The 16,986-nt window shown below is 67.1% G+C and carries 4 protein-coding genes; 1 reads left to right on the top strand and 3 read right to left on the bottom strand.

Annotation, left to right across the window (positions count from 1 at the left end):
- Window positions 1-5: 5 nt before the first annotated feature.
- From C3F42_RS28595 to C3F42_RS28585, 3 genes are all read right to left on the bottom strand, one after another.
- Window positions 6-10,958, bottom strand: coding sequence for a non-ribosomal peptide synthetase (locus C3F42_RS28595; protein WP_104445217.1), 10,953 nt, complete (start codon window positions 10,956-10,958; stop codon window positions 6-8).
- Entirely contained in the window at window positions 10,955-14,359 is a 3,405-nt protein-coding gene (locus C3F42_RS28590; RefSeq protein WP_104445216.1) for a non-ribosomal peptide synthetase, read from the bottom strand. The genes C3F42_RS28595 and C3F42_RS28590 overlap by 4 nt, the downstream gene beginning before the upstream one ends.
- Window positions 14,360-14,495: 136 nt before the next feature.
- Window positions 14,496-15,479 carry a TauD/TfdA family dioxygenase gene (locus C3F42_RS28585; RefSeq protein ID WP_104445215.1) on the bottom strand — a complete coding sequence of 328 codons (984 nt, stop codon included), beginning with the start codon at window positions 15,477-15,479 and terminating at the stop codon, window positions 14,496-14,498.
- Window positions 15,480-15,725: 246 nt separating this feature from the next.
- Here C3F42_RS28585 and C3F42_RS28580 point away from each other — a divergent pair, with 246 nt between their 5' ends.
- The gene (locus C3F42_RS28580) at window positions 15,726-16,919 is read left to right on the top strand and encodes a PepSY domain-containing protein (protein WP_023630533.1); all 1,194 of its coding nucleotides are present in this window, start codon (window positions 15,726-15,728) and stop codon (window positions 16,917-16,919) included.
- Window positions 16,920-16,986: the final 67 nt, after the last annotated feature.

Below are 16,986 nucleotides of genomic sequence, written 5' to 3'. Positions count from 1 at the left end.
TCCCGCTAAGCGATCAGATTATCTATTTCCTGTGCAGTAAGACGTTTCAAGGCCTCCAAGGATTTAGTCAGCTCGTCATGGGCGTTGGCGACCTGCCCCGACTTGCGCTCCACCACCTGGCTGAAGTCGGCCAGCGTGGCCTGCTCGAACAGCTCGTTGAGACTCAGGTCGACGCCCAGTTGCTCGCGCACCCGGCCGATCACCTGGACGATCAGCAGCGAGTGCCCGCCGAGGTCGAAGAAGTTGTCCTGCAGGCCCACCCGCTCGACCTGCAGCACCTCGGCCCAGATCGCCGCCAGCTTGCGCTCCAGCTCCGTGACCGGTGCCACGTGGGTTGCCTGCAGCTGGCTGGCATCCGGCAGCGGCAGGGCCTTGCGGTCGAGCTTGCCGTTGGGGGTCTGCGGCATGCGCGCCAGGCCGACCAGATGGCTCGGCACCATGTAGTCCGGCAGGCCGGCCTTAAGGTGTGCACGCAGCTCGCCGCGCAGCGCTTCCACGCTTTGCTGCGCATCGTGCAGCACCAGGTAGGCCGCCAATTGCTTGCCGACCGGGCCATCGATATCGATCACCGCGGCCTCGCGGATCGCCGGATGCAACAGCAGGCGCTCCTCGATCTCGCCCAGCTCGATACGGAAGCCACGGATCTTCACCTGGTGGTCCAGGCGCCCGACGTACTCGACCACCCCGTCCTCACGGTAGCGGGTCAGGTCGCCGGTGCGATACAGGCGCGCGCCCGGCTCGCTGGCGAACGGGTCCGGCACGAAACGCTCGGCGGTCAGGCCCGGGCGGTTGTGGTAGCCCCGCGCCAGGCCGTCGCCGCCGATCAGCAACTCGCCACGCGCGCCTTGCGGCAGCACGTCGAGCTCGTCGCTGACCACGTGCAGGCGGGTGTTGGCCAATGGCCGCCCCAGCCACACGTCGTCGCTGTCGGTCAGGTAATGGCAGGCCGACCAGATGGTGGTCTCGGTCGGGCCGTAGACGTTCCACACATGCCCGGCCTGGGCGATCAGGCGTTGGGCCAGCTCGGCGCTCAGCGCCTCGCCGCCGCACAGTACCTTCTTGCCGGCGAAGGCTCCGGGCGCCGCGGCGTCCAGCAGCATGCGCCAGGTCGACGGGGTGGCCTGGACGACGCTGACCGCCTGGGCCTGGATCACCGCCAGCAACGCCTGCGGATCCTTGTTCACCTGCTCGCCCAGCAGCACCACGCAGGCACCGCGCAGCAACGGCAGGTACAGCTCGAGGCCGGCGATATCGAACGACAGCGAGGTCAGCGACAGCACCTTGTCATGAGCATCGATACCCGGCTGGCGCGCCATGCTGCAGAGGAAGTTGACCAGCGCATCGTGGCGGATGGTCACGCCCTTGGGCTTGCCGGTGGAACCGGAGGTGTAGATCACATAGGCAAGGTTTTCCGGCTGTGCCAGCGGGCGCGGATTGTCCTCGCCGTATTCGCCCGGCAGCGCCTGGTCGAGGCACAGGCTGCGCACCTGCGGCGGGATCGGCAGGCGTTGCACCAGGCTGGACTGGGTCAGCAGCAGCGCGATGCCGCTGTCTTCCATCATGTAGGCCAGGCGATCCTCGGGGAACTGCGGATCCAGCGGCACGTAGGCGCCGCCGGCCTTGAGCACCGCCAGCAGGCCGACGAGCATGTCCAGGCTGCGCTCCACCGCGATCCCCACCAGCACATCGGGGCCGACGCCCAGGCTGCGCAGGTGGTGGGCCAAGGCGTTGGCGCGCTGGTTCAGTTGCGCGTAGCTCAGCGACTCCTCGCCCAGCACCGCGGCGACGGCCTGCGGCGCGCGGGCAGCCTGTGCCTCGATCAGCTGCTGGACGGTCTGCCCGCGCGGGTAGTCGGCGGCGCTGTCGTTCCAGGCGTACAGGGTGCGCTCGCGCTCCTCGCGGCTCAGCAGCGGCAGTTCGGCGACGCGCAGCCCGGCGTCCTGGCAGATGCCCTGCAACAGGTTGCGCCAGTGCTCGGCCATGCGCGCCACGGTCGCCGGCTCGAACAGGCTGGTGGCGTAGGTCAGGGTCGCGCTCAGGCCGCCTTCGTGTTCGGCGGTGTCCAGGGTCAGGTCGAACTGTGCGGTCTGCTTGTCCGAAACCAGCCCCTGCAGGCTGAGGCCCGCAAGTACGCGGGATTCACCCAGCACCTGGGTCTGGTGGTTGAACATCACCTGGAACAGCGGGCTGTGGCTCAGGCTGCGCTCGGGCTGCAGGGCTTCGACCAGTTGCTCGAAGGGCAGCTCCTGGTGCGCCTGGGCGCCCAGGGCGGTGTGCTTGACCTGTTGCAGCAGCTCGTCGAAACGAATCTGCGGTTCGAAGCGCGCATCCAGCACCTGGGTGTTGACGAAGAAGCCGATCAGGCCTTCGGTCTCGGCCCGGGTGCGGTTGGCCACCGGCACGCCGACACGGATGTCCGACTGGCCGCTGTGGCGATGCAGCAAGGCCTGGAACGAGGCCAGCAGGAGCATGAACAGGGTCACGTCATGCTGCCCGGCGAGCGTCTTGAGCTGGGCAACCAGGCTTGGCTCGAGGTCCACCGGCAGGCGCGCGCCCTCATACTGCTGCACCACAGGGCGCGGGCGATCGGTGGCCAGCTCGAGGATCGGCTGTGTGCTGCCCAGGCGCGCCTGCCAGTAGTCGAGCTGACGCTGTTGCTCACCGGCTTCCATCCACTGGCGCTGCCAGGCCGCGTAGTCGGCGTACTGGAAGGCCAGCGCCGGCAGTTGCGGGGCCTGACCGTGCAGATGGCTTTCATAGCCGCGCACCAGTTCGTCGACCAGGATCGGCATCGACCAGCCGTCGGCAACGATATGGTGCAGGACCAGTACCAGCACATGCTCGTCGGCGGCCAGGCGCAGCAGGCCGGCGCGCAGCAGCGGGCCGTGTTCCAGGTCGAACGGCTGGCGTACCTGCTTCTCGACCCAGGCCTGCACGCCGGCTTCGTCCAGAACGGCCGTGGTAATGTCCAGCGGCGTTTCCAGCCGCGCATGCACCACCTGCTCGGCACTGTCGCCCTGCTGGCGGAAGGTAGTGCGCAGGGTTTCGTGACGGGCGATCAGCGCGGCGAAGCTGCTGCGCAGTGCCTCGATATCCAGCTCGCCTTGCAGGCGCAGGGCCGAAGGGATGTTGTAGGCAGCGCTGGCCGGTTCCAGCTGCCAGAGGAACCACTGGCGTTGCTGGGCGTAGGACAAGGCCAACGGCTGGTTGCGGTCAACGACGCTGAACGCCGGTGCCTGGCTGGCCGCACCTTGGCCGGTGGTCTGGGCGAAGGCTTGCAGGTCGGCGGATTCGAACAGGCTGCGCAGCGGGACTTCCACATTCAGGCGCTGGCGGATCCGCGAGGTCACCTGGGTGGCCAGCAACGAGTGGCCGCCGAGTTCGAAGAAGTTGTCGTGCAGGCCCACTTGCTCGACCTTGAGCACCTCCGCCCAGATCGCCGCCAGTTGCTGCTCCAGCGCCGTGCGCGGGGCCACGTAGCCCTGTTGCAGCTGGCTGGCGTCCGGCTTCGGCAACGCCTTGCGGTCCAGCTTGCCGTTGGCGGTCAGTGGCCACTGGTCCAAGACCAGGAAGTGCGTCGGCACCATGTAGTCCGGCAGGTCGGCTTTCAGGTGCTGTTTCAGCGTGTCACGCAGGGTTGCATGGTCGGCTGATGAATCTTGAGCAATCAGGTAGGCGGCCAGTTGCTTGCCACCTGCCCCGTCGATATCCAGCACCAGCACTTCGCGCACCGCCGCATGTTCTTGCAGGCGCGCTTCGATCTCGCCCAGTTCGATACGGAAGCCACGGATCTTCACCTGGTGGTCGATCCGGCCCACGTACTCGATCACGCCCTGTTCGCGGTAACGCGCCAGGTCGCCGGTGCGGTACAGGCGCCCGCCTTCGCTGGAGAACGGGTCCGGCACGAAGCGTTCGGCGGTCAGCGAGGCACGGTTGTGGTAACCCCTTGCCAAGCCGGCATGGCCGACATGCAGCTCGCCCGTGCAGCCCTTGGCCACCGGATTGAAATCGGCGTCCAGCACGTACATCGACAGGTCCGGGATCGCCGCACCGATCGGGCTGCCCGCCTGTTGCGTGTCGGCGAAGCGGATCGGCCGGTAGGTCACGTGGACCGTGGTCTCGGTGATGCCGTACATGTTGATCAGGTTGTCGCACTCTTCGCCGAAACGCTCGAACCACGGCTGCAACGCGGCCACATCCAGGGCTTCGCCGCCGAAGATCACGTAGCGCAGCGAAAGGTCGGATGCACTGTCACAGGCCACGCGCATCAGCGGCTTGAACGCCGATGGGGTCTGGTTCAGCACGGTCACGCCCTGCTCCACCAGCAACTGGTGGAAGTCCTCCGGCGAACGGGTCACTTCACGCGGAACGATGACAAGACGGCCACCGTGCAGCAACGCACCGAAAATCTCCCACACCGAGAAGTCGAAGGCGTACGAGTGGAACAGTGTCCACACATCCTGCGGGCCGAAGCCGAACCAGGCATCGGTGGCCTTGAACAGGCGCAGCAGGTTGTGGTGCGGCAGCAGCGTGCCTTTTGGCTTGCCGGTCGAGCCCGAGGTGTAGATCACATAGGCCAGGTTGTCTGGCTGGGTCAGGTGCTCGGGGTTTTCGTCGCTATAGTCGGTCAGATCATCTTCGAGAGACAGGCTGCGCACGTGCGCCGGCACCGGCAGCCCGGCCAGCAGATGGCCTTGAGTCAGCAGCAACTGAATGCCGCTGTCCTCCATCATGTAGCTCAGGCGATCCTGAGGGTACTCCGGATCCAGCGGCACATAGGCGCCCCCGGCCTTGAGGATCGCCAGCAGACCGACGATCATCTCGAAACCACGCTCCACCGCGATGCCCACCAGCACATCCGGCCCCACGCCCTGCGCGCGCAGCTTGTGCGCCAGGCGGTTGGCACGGCGGTTGAGCTGGTCATAGCTCAACGCCTGCCCGGCGAAAGTCACGGCGATCGCTTCAGGCGTGCGCGCCGCCTGCGCTTCGATCAGCTCCTGGGTGCAAGCCGTACTTGGATAGCTGGCAACCACCTGCTGGTCTTCCACCGGCAGGCTGAGCGCACCCAGGGCACGCTGACCATCAGCCGCCAACTGCGCGAGCAGGTGCCGGAAGTGCCCCGCCAGCTGGTCGATGGCCAGCTCGCTGAAGCACTGGCGATCGAAACTGAAGCTCGCCTCCAGGCGCTCGCCCACCTGCACCACCAGGGTCAGCGGGTAGTTCGTCTGTTCCTGGTTCTGCACCTCGCCGAACTGCAGGCCTTGCGGCGCGCCCTGTTGCAGCGCCTCGGCGACCGGGTAGTTCTCGAATACCAGAATGTTGTCGAACAGCGCCTCGCCACTCCAGCCGGCCCAGCGCTGGATCTCGTACAACGGCGTGTGCTCGTGCTCGCGCAGGGCCAGGTTCAGCGCCTGCACCTGCTGCACCCAGTCGCCCACGGTCTGTTCCGGGCGTGGGCTGGCGACCACCGGCAAGGTGTTGATGAACAGCCCCAGCTGCTCCTCGACGCCCGCGAGCTCCGCCGGACGGCCGGCCACGGTGGCGCCGAAGGCCACGCTGGCCTGGCCGGTGTAGCGTTGCAACAGCAACAGCCACGCGGCCTGGACCAGGGTGTTGAGGGTGACCCGCTGTTCCCGGGCGAAGTCCGCCAATTGCTGGGTCTGTTGCGGTTCGAAGCGCAGCGCCAGGCTGCCATGGCCTCGCCCCTGGGCCGAGGACTTGAACGCCTGTACCAGTCGCGTTGGCTCGTCCAGCTCGGCCACCTGGGCGCGCCAGAAGGTTTCGCTGGCCTGCTGGTCCTGGCCTTGCAGCCACTGGATATAGTCGCGGTAGCGGCTGGTCCTGGCGCTCGGGGCGACGCCGCTGTAACGCTGCAGCACCTCGCCGAGCAGGCGCGAGCTGCTCCAGCCGTCCATCAGGATATGGTGGCTGGTGTAGATCAGGTGATGGCCGCCGTCAGCCGTGCGGATCAGTGTCAGGCGCAGCAGCGGGCCGCTGGCCAGGTCGAAGCCGGCCTGGCGCTCGGCCTGGGCCACGGCGTCCAGGTCCTGGGCCTGGCCGAGTTCGACGAACGGCACCTGCACCTGGCGCCGCACCACCTGCACAGGCAACGGCAGGTCCTGCGGGAAGCAGCTGCGCAGCACTTCGTGATTGTCCACCACCGCCTGCCAGGCCGCGCGGAAGCGTGCCACATCCAGCCCCTGCACGTTCACGCGCAGTTGGTTGATGTAGTTGCCCGCGTCCTGCTCGTAGAGGCTATGGAACAGCATGCCCTGCTGCATCGGCGACAGCGGATAGAGGTCTTCGATGTCCCCCGCAGCCAGCGGCAAGCTGTCCAGTTGCGCCTGGGTCAGCTCGGCCAGTGGGAAGTCCGATGGCGTGACGCCCTGGTGCGGCGCCTGGGCGCAATGCTCAACCAGCTCGGCCAGCACCTGCTCGTAGCGGCGCGCCAGGGCCTCGATGGTCCCTGGATGGAACACCTCGCGGCTGAAGCTCCAGTCCAGCTCCAGCTCGCCCTGGTAGACCTGGCCGTTGATGCCGAGCCAGTTGCCCAGCGGGCTGTCCAGGTCCTGGGTGGCGCCGCTGGCCTCGCTGGCCGGAGTGAACAAGGCGCCCTCGGCCTGGGCGAAGCTGCCGTCGAACTGGCCGAGGTAGTTGAAGGTCACCCGTGGCCGTGGCAGCGCCTGCAGGCGCTCGCGCAGGTCAGGCTCGCCGAGATAGCGCAGCACGCCATAGCCGATGCCTTTGTTCGGCACAGCTCGCAGTTGTTCCTTGATTGCGCACAGCCCCGCGCCAAGCCCTTGGGCCGGCGTCAGGCGTACCGGGAACAGGCTGCTGAACCAGCCGAGGGTGCGGCTGAGGTCCAGTTCCGGGAACAGGTCTTCACGGCCGTGGCCTTCGAGCTGGACCAGTACCGAATCCTCTCGGGTCCAGTCGCACAGCACCCGCGCCAGGGCCGCCAGCAGCAGGTCGTTGACCTGGGTGCGGTAGGCGGCGGGCGCCACTTGCAGTAGTTTGCGGGTCAGCGTGGCGTCCAGGCGTGACGAGGCATGGGCGACATAACGATTGGTCTGGGCGCCCGTCGGGTTATCGCGGGGCAACTCGCCGCCAGCGGCTTCAAAATCGCGCAGCCAGTGGTCGGCCTCGGCCAGCAGCTCCGGGCTGCGGGCATAGGCGCCAAGGCGCTCGGCCCAGGCCTTGAGCGAGCTGCTCTTGGCTGCCAGTGTCACCGCCTTGCCGGCGGCCAGGGCCGTGTAGGCCAGTTGCAGGTCTTCCAGCAGTACCCGCCAGGACACGCCGTCGACCACCAGGTGGTGGATCACCAGCAGCAAGCGCTGCTGGCCTTCAGGCAGTTCTACCAGCAACGCCCGCAGCAGCGGCCCCTGGGCCAGGTCGAGGCTGCGCTGGGCCTGCTCGGCCAACACCGGCAGCTCGGCCAGGTCACTCAGTTGACGAACCCACAGAATATCGTCGGCCTTGGCAGGCTGGAATTCGGCCTGCCAGGCCTCGCCCTGGGCGAAGCGCAGGCGCAAGGCGTCGTGCTGAGCGACCAGCGCCTGCAATGCGCCTTGCAGGTGGTCAGCGCCAAGGGCCTGGGTCGGCTTGAGCAGCAGGGCCTGGTTCCAGTGTTGACGCTCGGGGATAGCGGTTTCGAAGAAACGTGCCTGGATCGGCAGCAATGGCATGGAACCACTGACCTGCTCGGCCGCCACCGCCTTTTTCTCGATGCGCTTGGCCACCGCCGCCAGCTGGCCGATGGTCTGCTTCTCGAACAGTTGCTTGGGGCTGAGCTTGATGCCCTGGCGCTTGGCCCGGGCGATGATCTGCAGGCTGAGAATCGAGTCGCCGCCCAGCTCGAAGAAGTTGTCGGTGCTGCCGACCTGGTCGAGCTTGAGCACCTCGGCCCAGATCGCGGCCAGGGTCTCTTCGATCTCGCCGACCGGCGCCGTGTACTGACGCCGGGCAACACCCGGCGCCGGCAAGGCGCGCTTGTCCAGCTTGCCGTTGGCGGTCAGCGGCAGGCGGTCAAGGACCAGAACCTGCGCCGGCACCATGTAGTCCGGCAGCCGATCCTGCAGTTGCTGGCGCAAGGCTTCACCCTGCAGCCCCTGCCCCACGCACCAACCGACCAGTTGCAGACGGCTTTCGTCGCCTTCCACCGGCTGCGCCAGGACCACCGCTTCGGCGACCCCGTCCAGCCCCCGCAGCACCCGCGCCACCTCGGCCGGCTCGACGCGATAACCGCGCACCTTGACCTGGTCGTCGGCGCGGCCGATGAATTCCACTTGGCCCGAACGATTGCGCCGCACCCGATCGCCGCTGCGGTACAGGCGCTGGCCCAACCGCGTCGGGTCCGGCAGGAAGCGTTCGGCGGTCAGGCCCGGTTGGCCCAGGTAACCCTGGGCCACGCTGGCGCCACCGATGTACAGCTCACCGGCGACCTGGTCGGCCACCGGATTGAGCACATCGTCGAGCAACAGCACATGGGCGCCCCGCAAGGGCTCGCCCACCGGCACGGCGCGGGCGCCCTCGGCGAGCGCGGCCACTTCATGGGTCAGCACGCCGACCGTGGTCTCGCTCGGGCCATAGTGGTTGATCAGGCGGCAGCCCGGCTTGAGCCGGCGTACCTGCTCCACCAGGGCTGGCGTGCAGGCCTCGCCACCGACGATCAGCGCATGCCGGGGCAGCACATCGACGGGGTTGCCGGCTTGCAGCAACGCCGCCAGGTGGCCGGGGACGATCTTCAGCACGCCGACCTGGTGTTCGGCCATGTAGCGGGCGAAGGCGTCCGGGTCGAAGCCCAGCGCCTCGGGCAGTACATGCAGCAGGCGCCCGGCACACAGGGCACCGAACAGCACGGTGTGGCCGAGGTCGGCGGCGATGGTCGAGACCAGCGCCATGCTCGCCCCCGGCGCAAGCGCCAGGCGTTCGAGCAGGCCGGCGACGTAGCTGGCCAGGGCGCCATGGCTGACCAGCACGCCCTTGGGCTGGCCGGTGGAGCCGGAGGTGTGGATCACGTAGGCCGGCGATTCGGCCCACAACGTGAGCGCCGGCGCCTTGGCCGGCAGGTCCTGCCATTGTTCGGGGACATACGCCAAGGTCAGGCGATCGGCGGCGGCCAGGCTGGTCAGTCGTGCATCGTCGGCGGCGCACAGCAGCACCTTGGCTTGCGCGGCGTCGAGCATCTGCCGCAGGCGCGCTTCAGGCGCCTTGGTGTCCAGCGGCATGTACACGGCGCCAGCCTTGAGGATACCGAGCATGCAGGTCAGCCAGTCCAGCGAACGCTCCATCAGCACCGCAACCGGTTGGCCGCTGACCACACCCTGCTGTTGCAGGTGATGGGCCAGGCGGTTGGCGGCCTGGTCCAGAGCGGCGAAACTCAGGCTGTGCTCCAGGCTGCAAGCGGCAAGCGCCTCGGGCTGCCGGTACACCTGCTGCTGCCACTGTTCCAGCACCAGCGCCGGCACTTCACGCTGCGGCGCCTGCTCGCTGCGCAGCGGCGCGGCCAGGCGGTGCAGCGGCAGCTGCGGAGCGTCGAGCAGCTGGCCCAGCAGCTCGATGAAGGCCGGAATGAAGGCTTCTACGGTCGAACGCTGGTAAAGGTCGCTGGCGAAGGTCATTTCGCCATGGATCAGCTGACCGTCGTCGGTGATGTCCAACGCCAGGTCGAAGTGGGTGCCGACCTTGTCCAGCGAGTACTCGGCGACACTCAGGCCCGGCAAGGCCAGCGAGCGCTGGCGCTGCATGCCGACGTTCTGGTTGAACTTGACCTGGAACAGCGGGTTGTGGCCGAGGTTGCGCTCCGGCACCAGCGCGTCCACCAGTTGCTCGAACGGCAGCTCCTGGTGCGCCTGGGCGCCGAGCACCGCTTCGCGCACCTGGGCCAGCAGGTCATCGAAGCTCAGGCGTTCGTCCACCTGGCAGCGCAGCACCTGGGTGTTGACGAAGAAGCCGATCAGCCCCTCGACCTCGGCACGGCCGCGGTTAGCGTTGGGCACGCCGATGCGGATATCGCGCTGCCCGGCCTGGCGCGACAGGAACAGCGAGAAGCCGGTCAGCACCAGCATGAACAGGGTCATGCCCTGGGCGCGGGCGTAGCCGCCCAGGCGTCGGGACAGCTCGACGCCGAAGTCGAAGCCCAGGGTCTGGCCGTCGAAGCTCTGGGCCAGTGGACGCGGGTAGTCCGCGGCGACCTCCAGCAGCGGTTGCTCATCGCCCAACTGCTCGCGCCAGTAGTCGAGCTGGCGCGCGCCCTCGCCGGCCTCCAGCCAGCTGCGCTGCCAGATGGCGTAGTCGGCGTACTGCACCGCCAACGCCGGCAACTGCGGCGCCTGGCCCTGGGTGAACGCCTGGTAGCTGTGCACGAACTCCTTGACCATCACGTCCATCGACCAGCCGTCGGAGACGATGTGGTGCATGCACACCAGCAGCACATAGTCCTCGGCCGCCAGCCGGTACAGGGTGGCGCGCAGCAGCGGGCCGTGCAGCAGGTCGAACGGCTGGTGACTGGCCTCGCGCACCCGCGTGGCCAGCTCGGCCTCACGCTGGTCAGTGGCGATGGCGGTGAGGTCGACCTGTTCCAGGGGCACGGCCAGATGATCGAGGATCACCTGGCGCGGCTGTTCGCCCTCGACCTGGAACACCGTGCGCAGCGCCTCGTGGCGCGTGGCCAGGAAGTCGAATGAGCGCTGCAGCGCCGCCACGTCGAGCCGACCGTTCAGGCGCAGGCCAGCCGCCATGTTGTACGCCGCGCTGTGCGGCTCCAGCTGCCAGAGGAACAGCAGGCGCTGCTGGGCGAAGGACAAGGGGATGCTGGCGAAGTCGTGCCGCGACTCGACCACCGGCAACAGGCTGAAGTCCTTGCCGTCCTCACGCAGCTTGGCGAGGAACTGCCGGCGCTGCTCCAGGGGCAGGCTGACGAACCGTTTCGCAATGCGTACCGCCATGTTGCCACTCATGCCTCAACCCCTTCCAAGGAACCCAGGAACGCGTCCATATCCGACCAGTCGTCATCCGTATCGCCGCCCTGCAGCCGGGCCAGCTCGGCGGCCAGGTCACCCAGCGCCGGTTGTTCGAACAGGCTGCGCAATGGCAGCACCAGGCCCAGCTGGTCCTTGATCCGCGCCAGCACCTGGGCAGCCAGCAACGAGTGCCCGCCGAGTTCGAAGAAGTGATCGTCCAGGCCGACCTTCGGCACGTTCAGCACGTCCATCCAGATCTGCGCCAGTTGTTGCTCGACCGCGCTCTGCGGCGCCCGGTACTCGGCCTGCAACGCACTCGGGTCCGGTGCTGGCAGGGCCTTGCGGTCGAGCTTGCCGCTGGGCGTGAGGGGCAGGCGCGGCAACAGCAGCAGGTGGCCGGGCACCATGTACTCGGGCAGGCGGGCCTTGAGCAGGCTGCGCACCTGCTGGCGTAAGCGCGCCTGCTCGGCGGCGTCCTGCTCGGCGGCGTCAGGCACGATGTAGGCCACCAGTTGCAGGCCGCCGGTCATCGGCAGGGCCAGCACCACCGCTTCGCGAACCCCCGGGCACTGTTGCAGGCGCGCCTCGATCTCGCCAAGCTCGATGCGGAAACCGCGTACCTTGACCTGGTGATCGACGCGGCCGATGTATTCGATGGCGCCATCGGCGCCCAGGCGCGCGCGGTCGCCGGTGCGGTACAGGCGCTCGCCCTGGGCGAACGGATCGGCGACGAAGCGCTGGGCAGTCAGTGATGGCTGGCCGTGGTAGCCACGGGCCAGGCCCGGGCCGCCGATGTACAGCTCGCCCACCGCGCCCTGGGGCAGCAGTTCGAGGTCATCGTCGAGGATGTACAGGCGACGCTGCGCCAGGCCCTGGCCAATGGGGATGCCACGCCAGGACACTGCCTCATGGCCAAGCCCGGTGCAGTCGTGAATGGTCGAGACCACCGTGGCCTCGGTCGGGCCATAGGTGTTGAGCAGGCGCACATGGCCGAGCCCTGCCAGTTGCCACAGGCGCAGCCCGTCCACCGCCATCGCCTCGCCGCCGACGTGGATCTGGCGCAGCGCGCCATAGCTGGCCGGCGGACGCGCGGCGAAGTCCTGCACCAGCCAGTACCAGTAGGCGGCCGGCAGGTCGGCGAGGGTCACACCGTGCTCGATCAGCACTTCGTGCAGGGCGGCGCTGTCCCACAGGCGGGTATCGCGCAGCACCACGCAGGCGCCATGGCACAGCGGCGGGAAGAACTGCTCGACGAAACCATCGAAGCTGCTGGTGGCGAACTGCAGCACCCGGTCGCCTTCGCGCAGGTCGCTGTAGTCGATGGCGCGGGCAATGAACTCGCTCAGGGCGCCGTGGCTGATCGCCACGCCCTTGGGCCGGCCGGTAGAGCCGGAGGTGTAGATCACATAGGCGAGGTTGTCGGGCACGACGGTCAGCGGCAGGTCAGCGACCGGCTCGTCTTCCAGTTTCAGCTGGTCCAGGCACAGGCAGCGCACTGCCTCCCGCGCCGGCAGGCCGGGCAACTGCGCGGAAGTGGTCAACAGCCACTGCAGGCCGCTGTCCTCGAGCACATGGCCGAGGCGCTCGGTCGGTGCCTGGAGGTCCAGCGGCACATAAGCGCCACCGGCCTTGAGCACTGCCAGCAGGGCCACGGGCAGGTCCAGCGAACGATCCAGGGCCACGCCCACCAGGCTGTCGGGGCCAACGCCCTGGCGACGCAGGTAATGGGCCAGGCGATTGCTCCGGGCGTTGAGCTCGGCATAGCGCATCGACGGCGCCTCGGCGCCATTGGCCAGGATCAGCGCCAGCGCCTCGCCGCTGCGCGCGGCCTGGGTTTCGAACAGGCGCTGCACCGGCTCCCACGGCGCCACATCGGCCACCGGGCACAGCAACGCCTGGCGTTCGGCCTCGACCAGCATCGGCAGCTCGCCCAGGCGCTGGCGCGGATCGTTGCACACCGCGCGCAGCAGGTTGCGCCAGTGCCCGGCCAGGGCACTGATGGTGGTTTCATCGAAGATATCGGTTGCATAGGTGAAGGCGGCGAACACCTGCTCGCCCTCCTCCCGGGTATCGAGCATCAGGTCGCTGGTGGCCGCATGCTGGCGGCGGCTGCCGGCCAGTTGCTCGGCGCTCAGGTAGCCCACGCGCAGGCCGCAGTCCAGGCGCACGTCCTTGAGGTCGGTGACCAGCGGTTGGTGGTTGAACATCACCTGGAACAGCGGCGTGTGGCTCTGGCTGCGCTGGGGTTGCAAGGCCTCGATCAGCGCGTCGAACGGCAGGTCCTGATGCGCCTGGGCGCCGACCGAAGCCTGGTGCAGGCTGCGCAGCAGGTCGCTGAATGGCGTCTGCGCGCTGAACTGGCTGCGCAGCACCTGGGTGTTGACGAAGAAGCCGACCAGCCCCTCGGTTTCGCTGCGGTTACGGTTGGCGATCAGGCCGCCGACGCGGATGTCGGCCTGCCCGCTGTAGCGGTGCAGCAGGGTCTTGAACACCGCCAGCAGCACGGTGGAAAGGGTCACGCCGCACTGCTGGGCCAGTTGCTTGAGATCTTCGCGCAGGCCAGCGTCGAGCACCAGTTCCAGGCGCTCGCCCAGGTGGCTGGGCTGGGCCGGATAAGGCCGGTCGGTCGGCAGCTCCAGCAACGGGTGCTCGTCGCCCAGTTGCTCGCGCCAGTAGTCCAGCTGGCGCTCGCGCTCACCGGCCTCCAGCCAGCTGCGCTGCCACAGCGCGTAGTCGCGGTAGTGCACCTTGATTTCCGCCAGCGCAGGCTCGCGCCCCGCCACCAGGGCGTCGTAGCTGCGCATGAATTCGTCGATCAGGACGTTCATCGACCAGCCGTCGGCGATGATGTGATGCAGGGTCAGCAGCAGCACATGCTCCTGGGGCGCCAGGCGCAGCAGGGCGATGCCGAACAGCGGGCCGCGCTCGAGGTCGAAGGCCTGGGTGGCCTGGGCCGCCATCTGCTGGTGGGCGCGCTCCCAGCGCGTGGCTTCGGGCAGATCAGCCAGGTCGAACAGCTGGATGCCTACCGGCGTTGGCTCGGCCACCCGCTGCACGGCGCACTCGCCGTTCTGGGCGAAGGTGGTGCGCAGGCATTCGTGGCGGCCGACCAGCAAGGTGAAGGCCCGCTCCAGCGCCTGGACCTGCAGCTCGCCTTCCAGGCGCACGGCCATCGGCAGGTTGTAGGCGGCACTATGGGGTTCCAGCTGCCAGAGGAACCACATGCGCTGCTGGGCGTAGGACAGGCCGTCGCGCTCGCTCAGGCCGACACAGGACGACATGGGCAACTGCGCGAAATCGATACCCTCGCGTCGCATCCCTTCGAGGAACAAGCGACGCTTGTCCAGGGGCAACTCGATGAAACGGCGGGAAAGTTTCTGGGCGTCTGCGGCATTCATGTGTGGGGTCCTTGCTGATCGGCGGCGCGACCGGAAGGTCCGGGCGCATCAACAAGAACGAATGGAAGGGGGGATGATTTAGCGGGTATCGAGCCTGAAAAGCCTGGGGCTGCGCGGCAGCCCCGGCGTCGACAGGTCAGGCCTGGTCCAGCGAGTGCCCCTCGGCCATCGCCACGATCACCTTGCGCGGGCCATCGAACGGCGCGCGGGCATGGGCGGCGAGCATGTTGTCGAGCATCATCACGTCGCCTTCCTGCCAGAGGAAGCTGATCTTGCAGTCCTCGAGCACCGCACGGATCTCGTCGAGCACTTCATCCTCGATGGGCGAACCGTCACCGTAGTAGACGTTACGCGGCAGGTCTTCCTCGTCGACGATATCCAGCAGGCTTTCCCGCACCTCGGGCGGCAGGTTGGAAATATGGAACAGGTGCGCCTGGTTGAACCAGACCTTGTCGCCGGTGACCGGGTGCTCAGCCACCGCCTGACATACCTGGCGGGTGCGCAGTTCACCGTCGTCCTTCCATTCACAGGTGATGCCGTGGGCCTTGCAATAGGCTTCGACCTCCTGCGGATCCTCGGTATTGAATACATCTTCCCAGGACACATCCAGGCCATTGCCGAAGTTACGCACGTACATCAGACCCTTGCTGACAAAGCGCTCGCGAATGTGCGCCGGCACCTTGCGGTAAACCTCGCGACTGTCGGCAATCGGCGTCTGGCCACCGGACTTCGCCGCGATCATGCTGTAGAACCAGATCTTCATCGGCCAGTCGCGGGAGTAGGCCTGCTCGTTGTGCAACGGAATGTGCTGGTGCGCCGGATACTCGGTGGAGGTGTAGACCCCCTGGGTGACGTTGGTGCGCGGCGTGGAGCCGAATTCGTAGTTGAGCAGCGGATGGCCGAAACTGGCGGCGAACTGACGGAACTGTTCAGCGCCCTCCAGGCGGAAACCGCGGAACAGGATGCCGCCATCGCGTAACAGGTGCTCGTCCACCAGCGCCTTGAGCTCATCGAACACGTCCAGCAGGCTGGTGTCGTGGTCACCGGCCTCCACCAGCAATGGCAAACGTCCCTGCTCCGGCAATAGCGGACGCACTGTAAATCCCACAGCAACACCCATGACGGGCCTCCTGTACACACCTAAGAAAAAGGTAGCGACGGCCCAGGGGCACGCTCGCATCCGGTGATAGGGGGACGTTTCGGGACGCAGGCAAATTAGTCCCGGCGCAGGAACCTTCAGCAACAGGCAGGGCAACCTGGAAACACTTGCTTGCAATTGACCCATCAGGTTTTGCCCTGCTCGTGCGTCTCTTTCTGATACGGCCGGGCAATCCGCCCCTTAATTCGCCATTGACACTGTGTACCCATGTCGAAAAAGTCACGCTCGAAAATCTGGTTCCTCGTGCACAGCTGGCTGGCGCTGCCCATCTGGTTCTTCGTGCTCATCGTCTGCGTCACCGGCACCCTGGCGGTGATCAGCAAGGAGATCGTCTGGCTGGCCAACCCGGAAACCCGCGCCAATCCGCCTTCGGATGACGCCCGGCGGCTGTCCTATGACGAGCTGCTGGTGGCCATGCAGCGCGACGAGCCCGGCATCGCCGTGGCCAGCCTGATGACCCTGAGCGAGTCGCACTTCGCCATGCTGTCGGATGTCACCTACCCTGACGGCCGCACGCTGAGGGTCTACGTCAACCCCTACACCGGGCACATCCAGGGCGTTCCCCCGCAGTTCAACTTCGAGGAATTCACCCGCGCCCTGCACGGCTGGTGGCTGGTGCCGCACACCAATGGCTACAGCTGGGGCTGGTACCTGGTGTCACTGCTCGGACTACCGATGCTCGCTTCGCTGGTCACCGGCCTGGTGATCTATAAACGCTTCTGGAAAGGTTTCTTCAAGCCGACCCTGCGCTTCAACCAGGGCGCGCGAATCTTCTGGGGCGATTTCCACCGCCTGAGCGGCATCTGGTCGATCTGGTTCATCGCGGTGATTTCCATCACCGGCACCTGGTTCCTGGTCAAGGCCCTGCTCGCCGACAACCATATCGCCATCTCCAGCCAACCCATCGTGCCGGTGGTGGCAAGGGAGACGGTGCCGCTAACCGCCGACGGCAGCCCGACGCCGATGATCAGCCCGGACGAGGCCGTCAGGATCACCCAGCGCGAAATTCCGGGTTTCACCGTCGACTACGTCGGCTTCCCCAGCAACGCCTATGCCCATCTGAGCATCGGCGGCATGAGCTGGTATCCACTGGTGTACCAGAAAGCCGAGATCAACCCCTATACCGGCAAGATGGAAGCCAGCCGCCTGCTGGGCGATCGCAAGGCGGTTGAAATCGTCACCGAGTCCATGCGCCCGTTGCACACCGGCGAGTTCGCCGGCCTGACCACCAAGCTGATCTGGTTCTTCTTCGGCCTGCTGCTGAGCATGATGGTGCTCAGCGGCCTGCTGATCTGGAGCAAACGTACCGCCCTGGCCACCGCCAACGCGCTCAAGCGCAGCCAAAAGCAGGCGCGCACGGCCAAGCAGCCGGTTGCAACGGAGGTTACGTCCAGTTCTTGAAACATTTTCTTTCATTTGCTTTGGCAGCTTTCTGATTCTCATTCGTCCTTACTTATGCAGCCCTCCA

Source organism: Pseudomonas sp. PONIH3 (assembly GCF_002934345.1).
In the GTDB taxonomy this organism is placed as follows: domain Bacteria; phylum Pseudomonadota; class Gammaproteobacteria; order Pseudomonadales; family Pseudomonadaceae; genus Aquipseudomonas; species Aquipseudomonas soli.
Note: the sequence above shows the minus strand (reverse complement) of the source record. Positions and strands in the feature narration are given on the sequence as shown.

Bases quoted from the DNA above. Each gene is read 5' to 3' on its own strand.
- C3F42_RS28595 (WP_104445217.1), bottom strand. From the start codon at position 10,958: ATGAGTGGCAACATGGCGGTACGCATTGCGAAACGGTTCGTCAGCCTG.
- C3F42_RS28590 (WP_104445216.1), bottom strand. From the start codon at position 14,359: ATGAATGCCGCAGACGCCCAGAAACTTTCCCGCCGTTTCATCGAGTTG.
- C3F42_RS28585 (WP_104445215.1), bottom strand. From the start codon at position 15,479: ATGGGTGTTGCTGTGGGATTTACAGTGCGTCCGCTATTGCCGGAGCAG.
- C3F42_RS28580 (WP_023630533.1), top strand. From the start codon at position 15,726: ATGTCGAAAAAGTCACGCTCGAAAATCTGGTTCCTCGTGCACAGCTGG.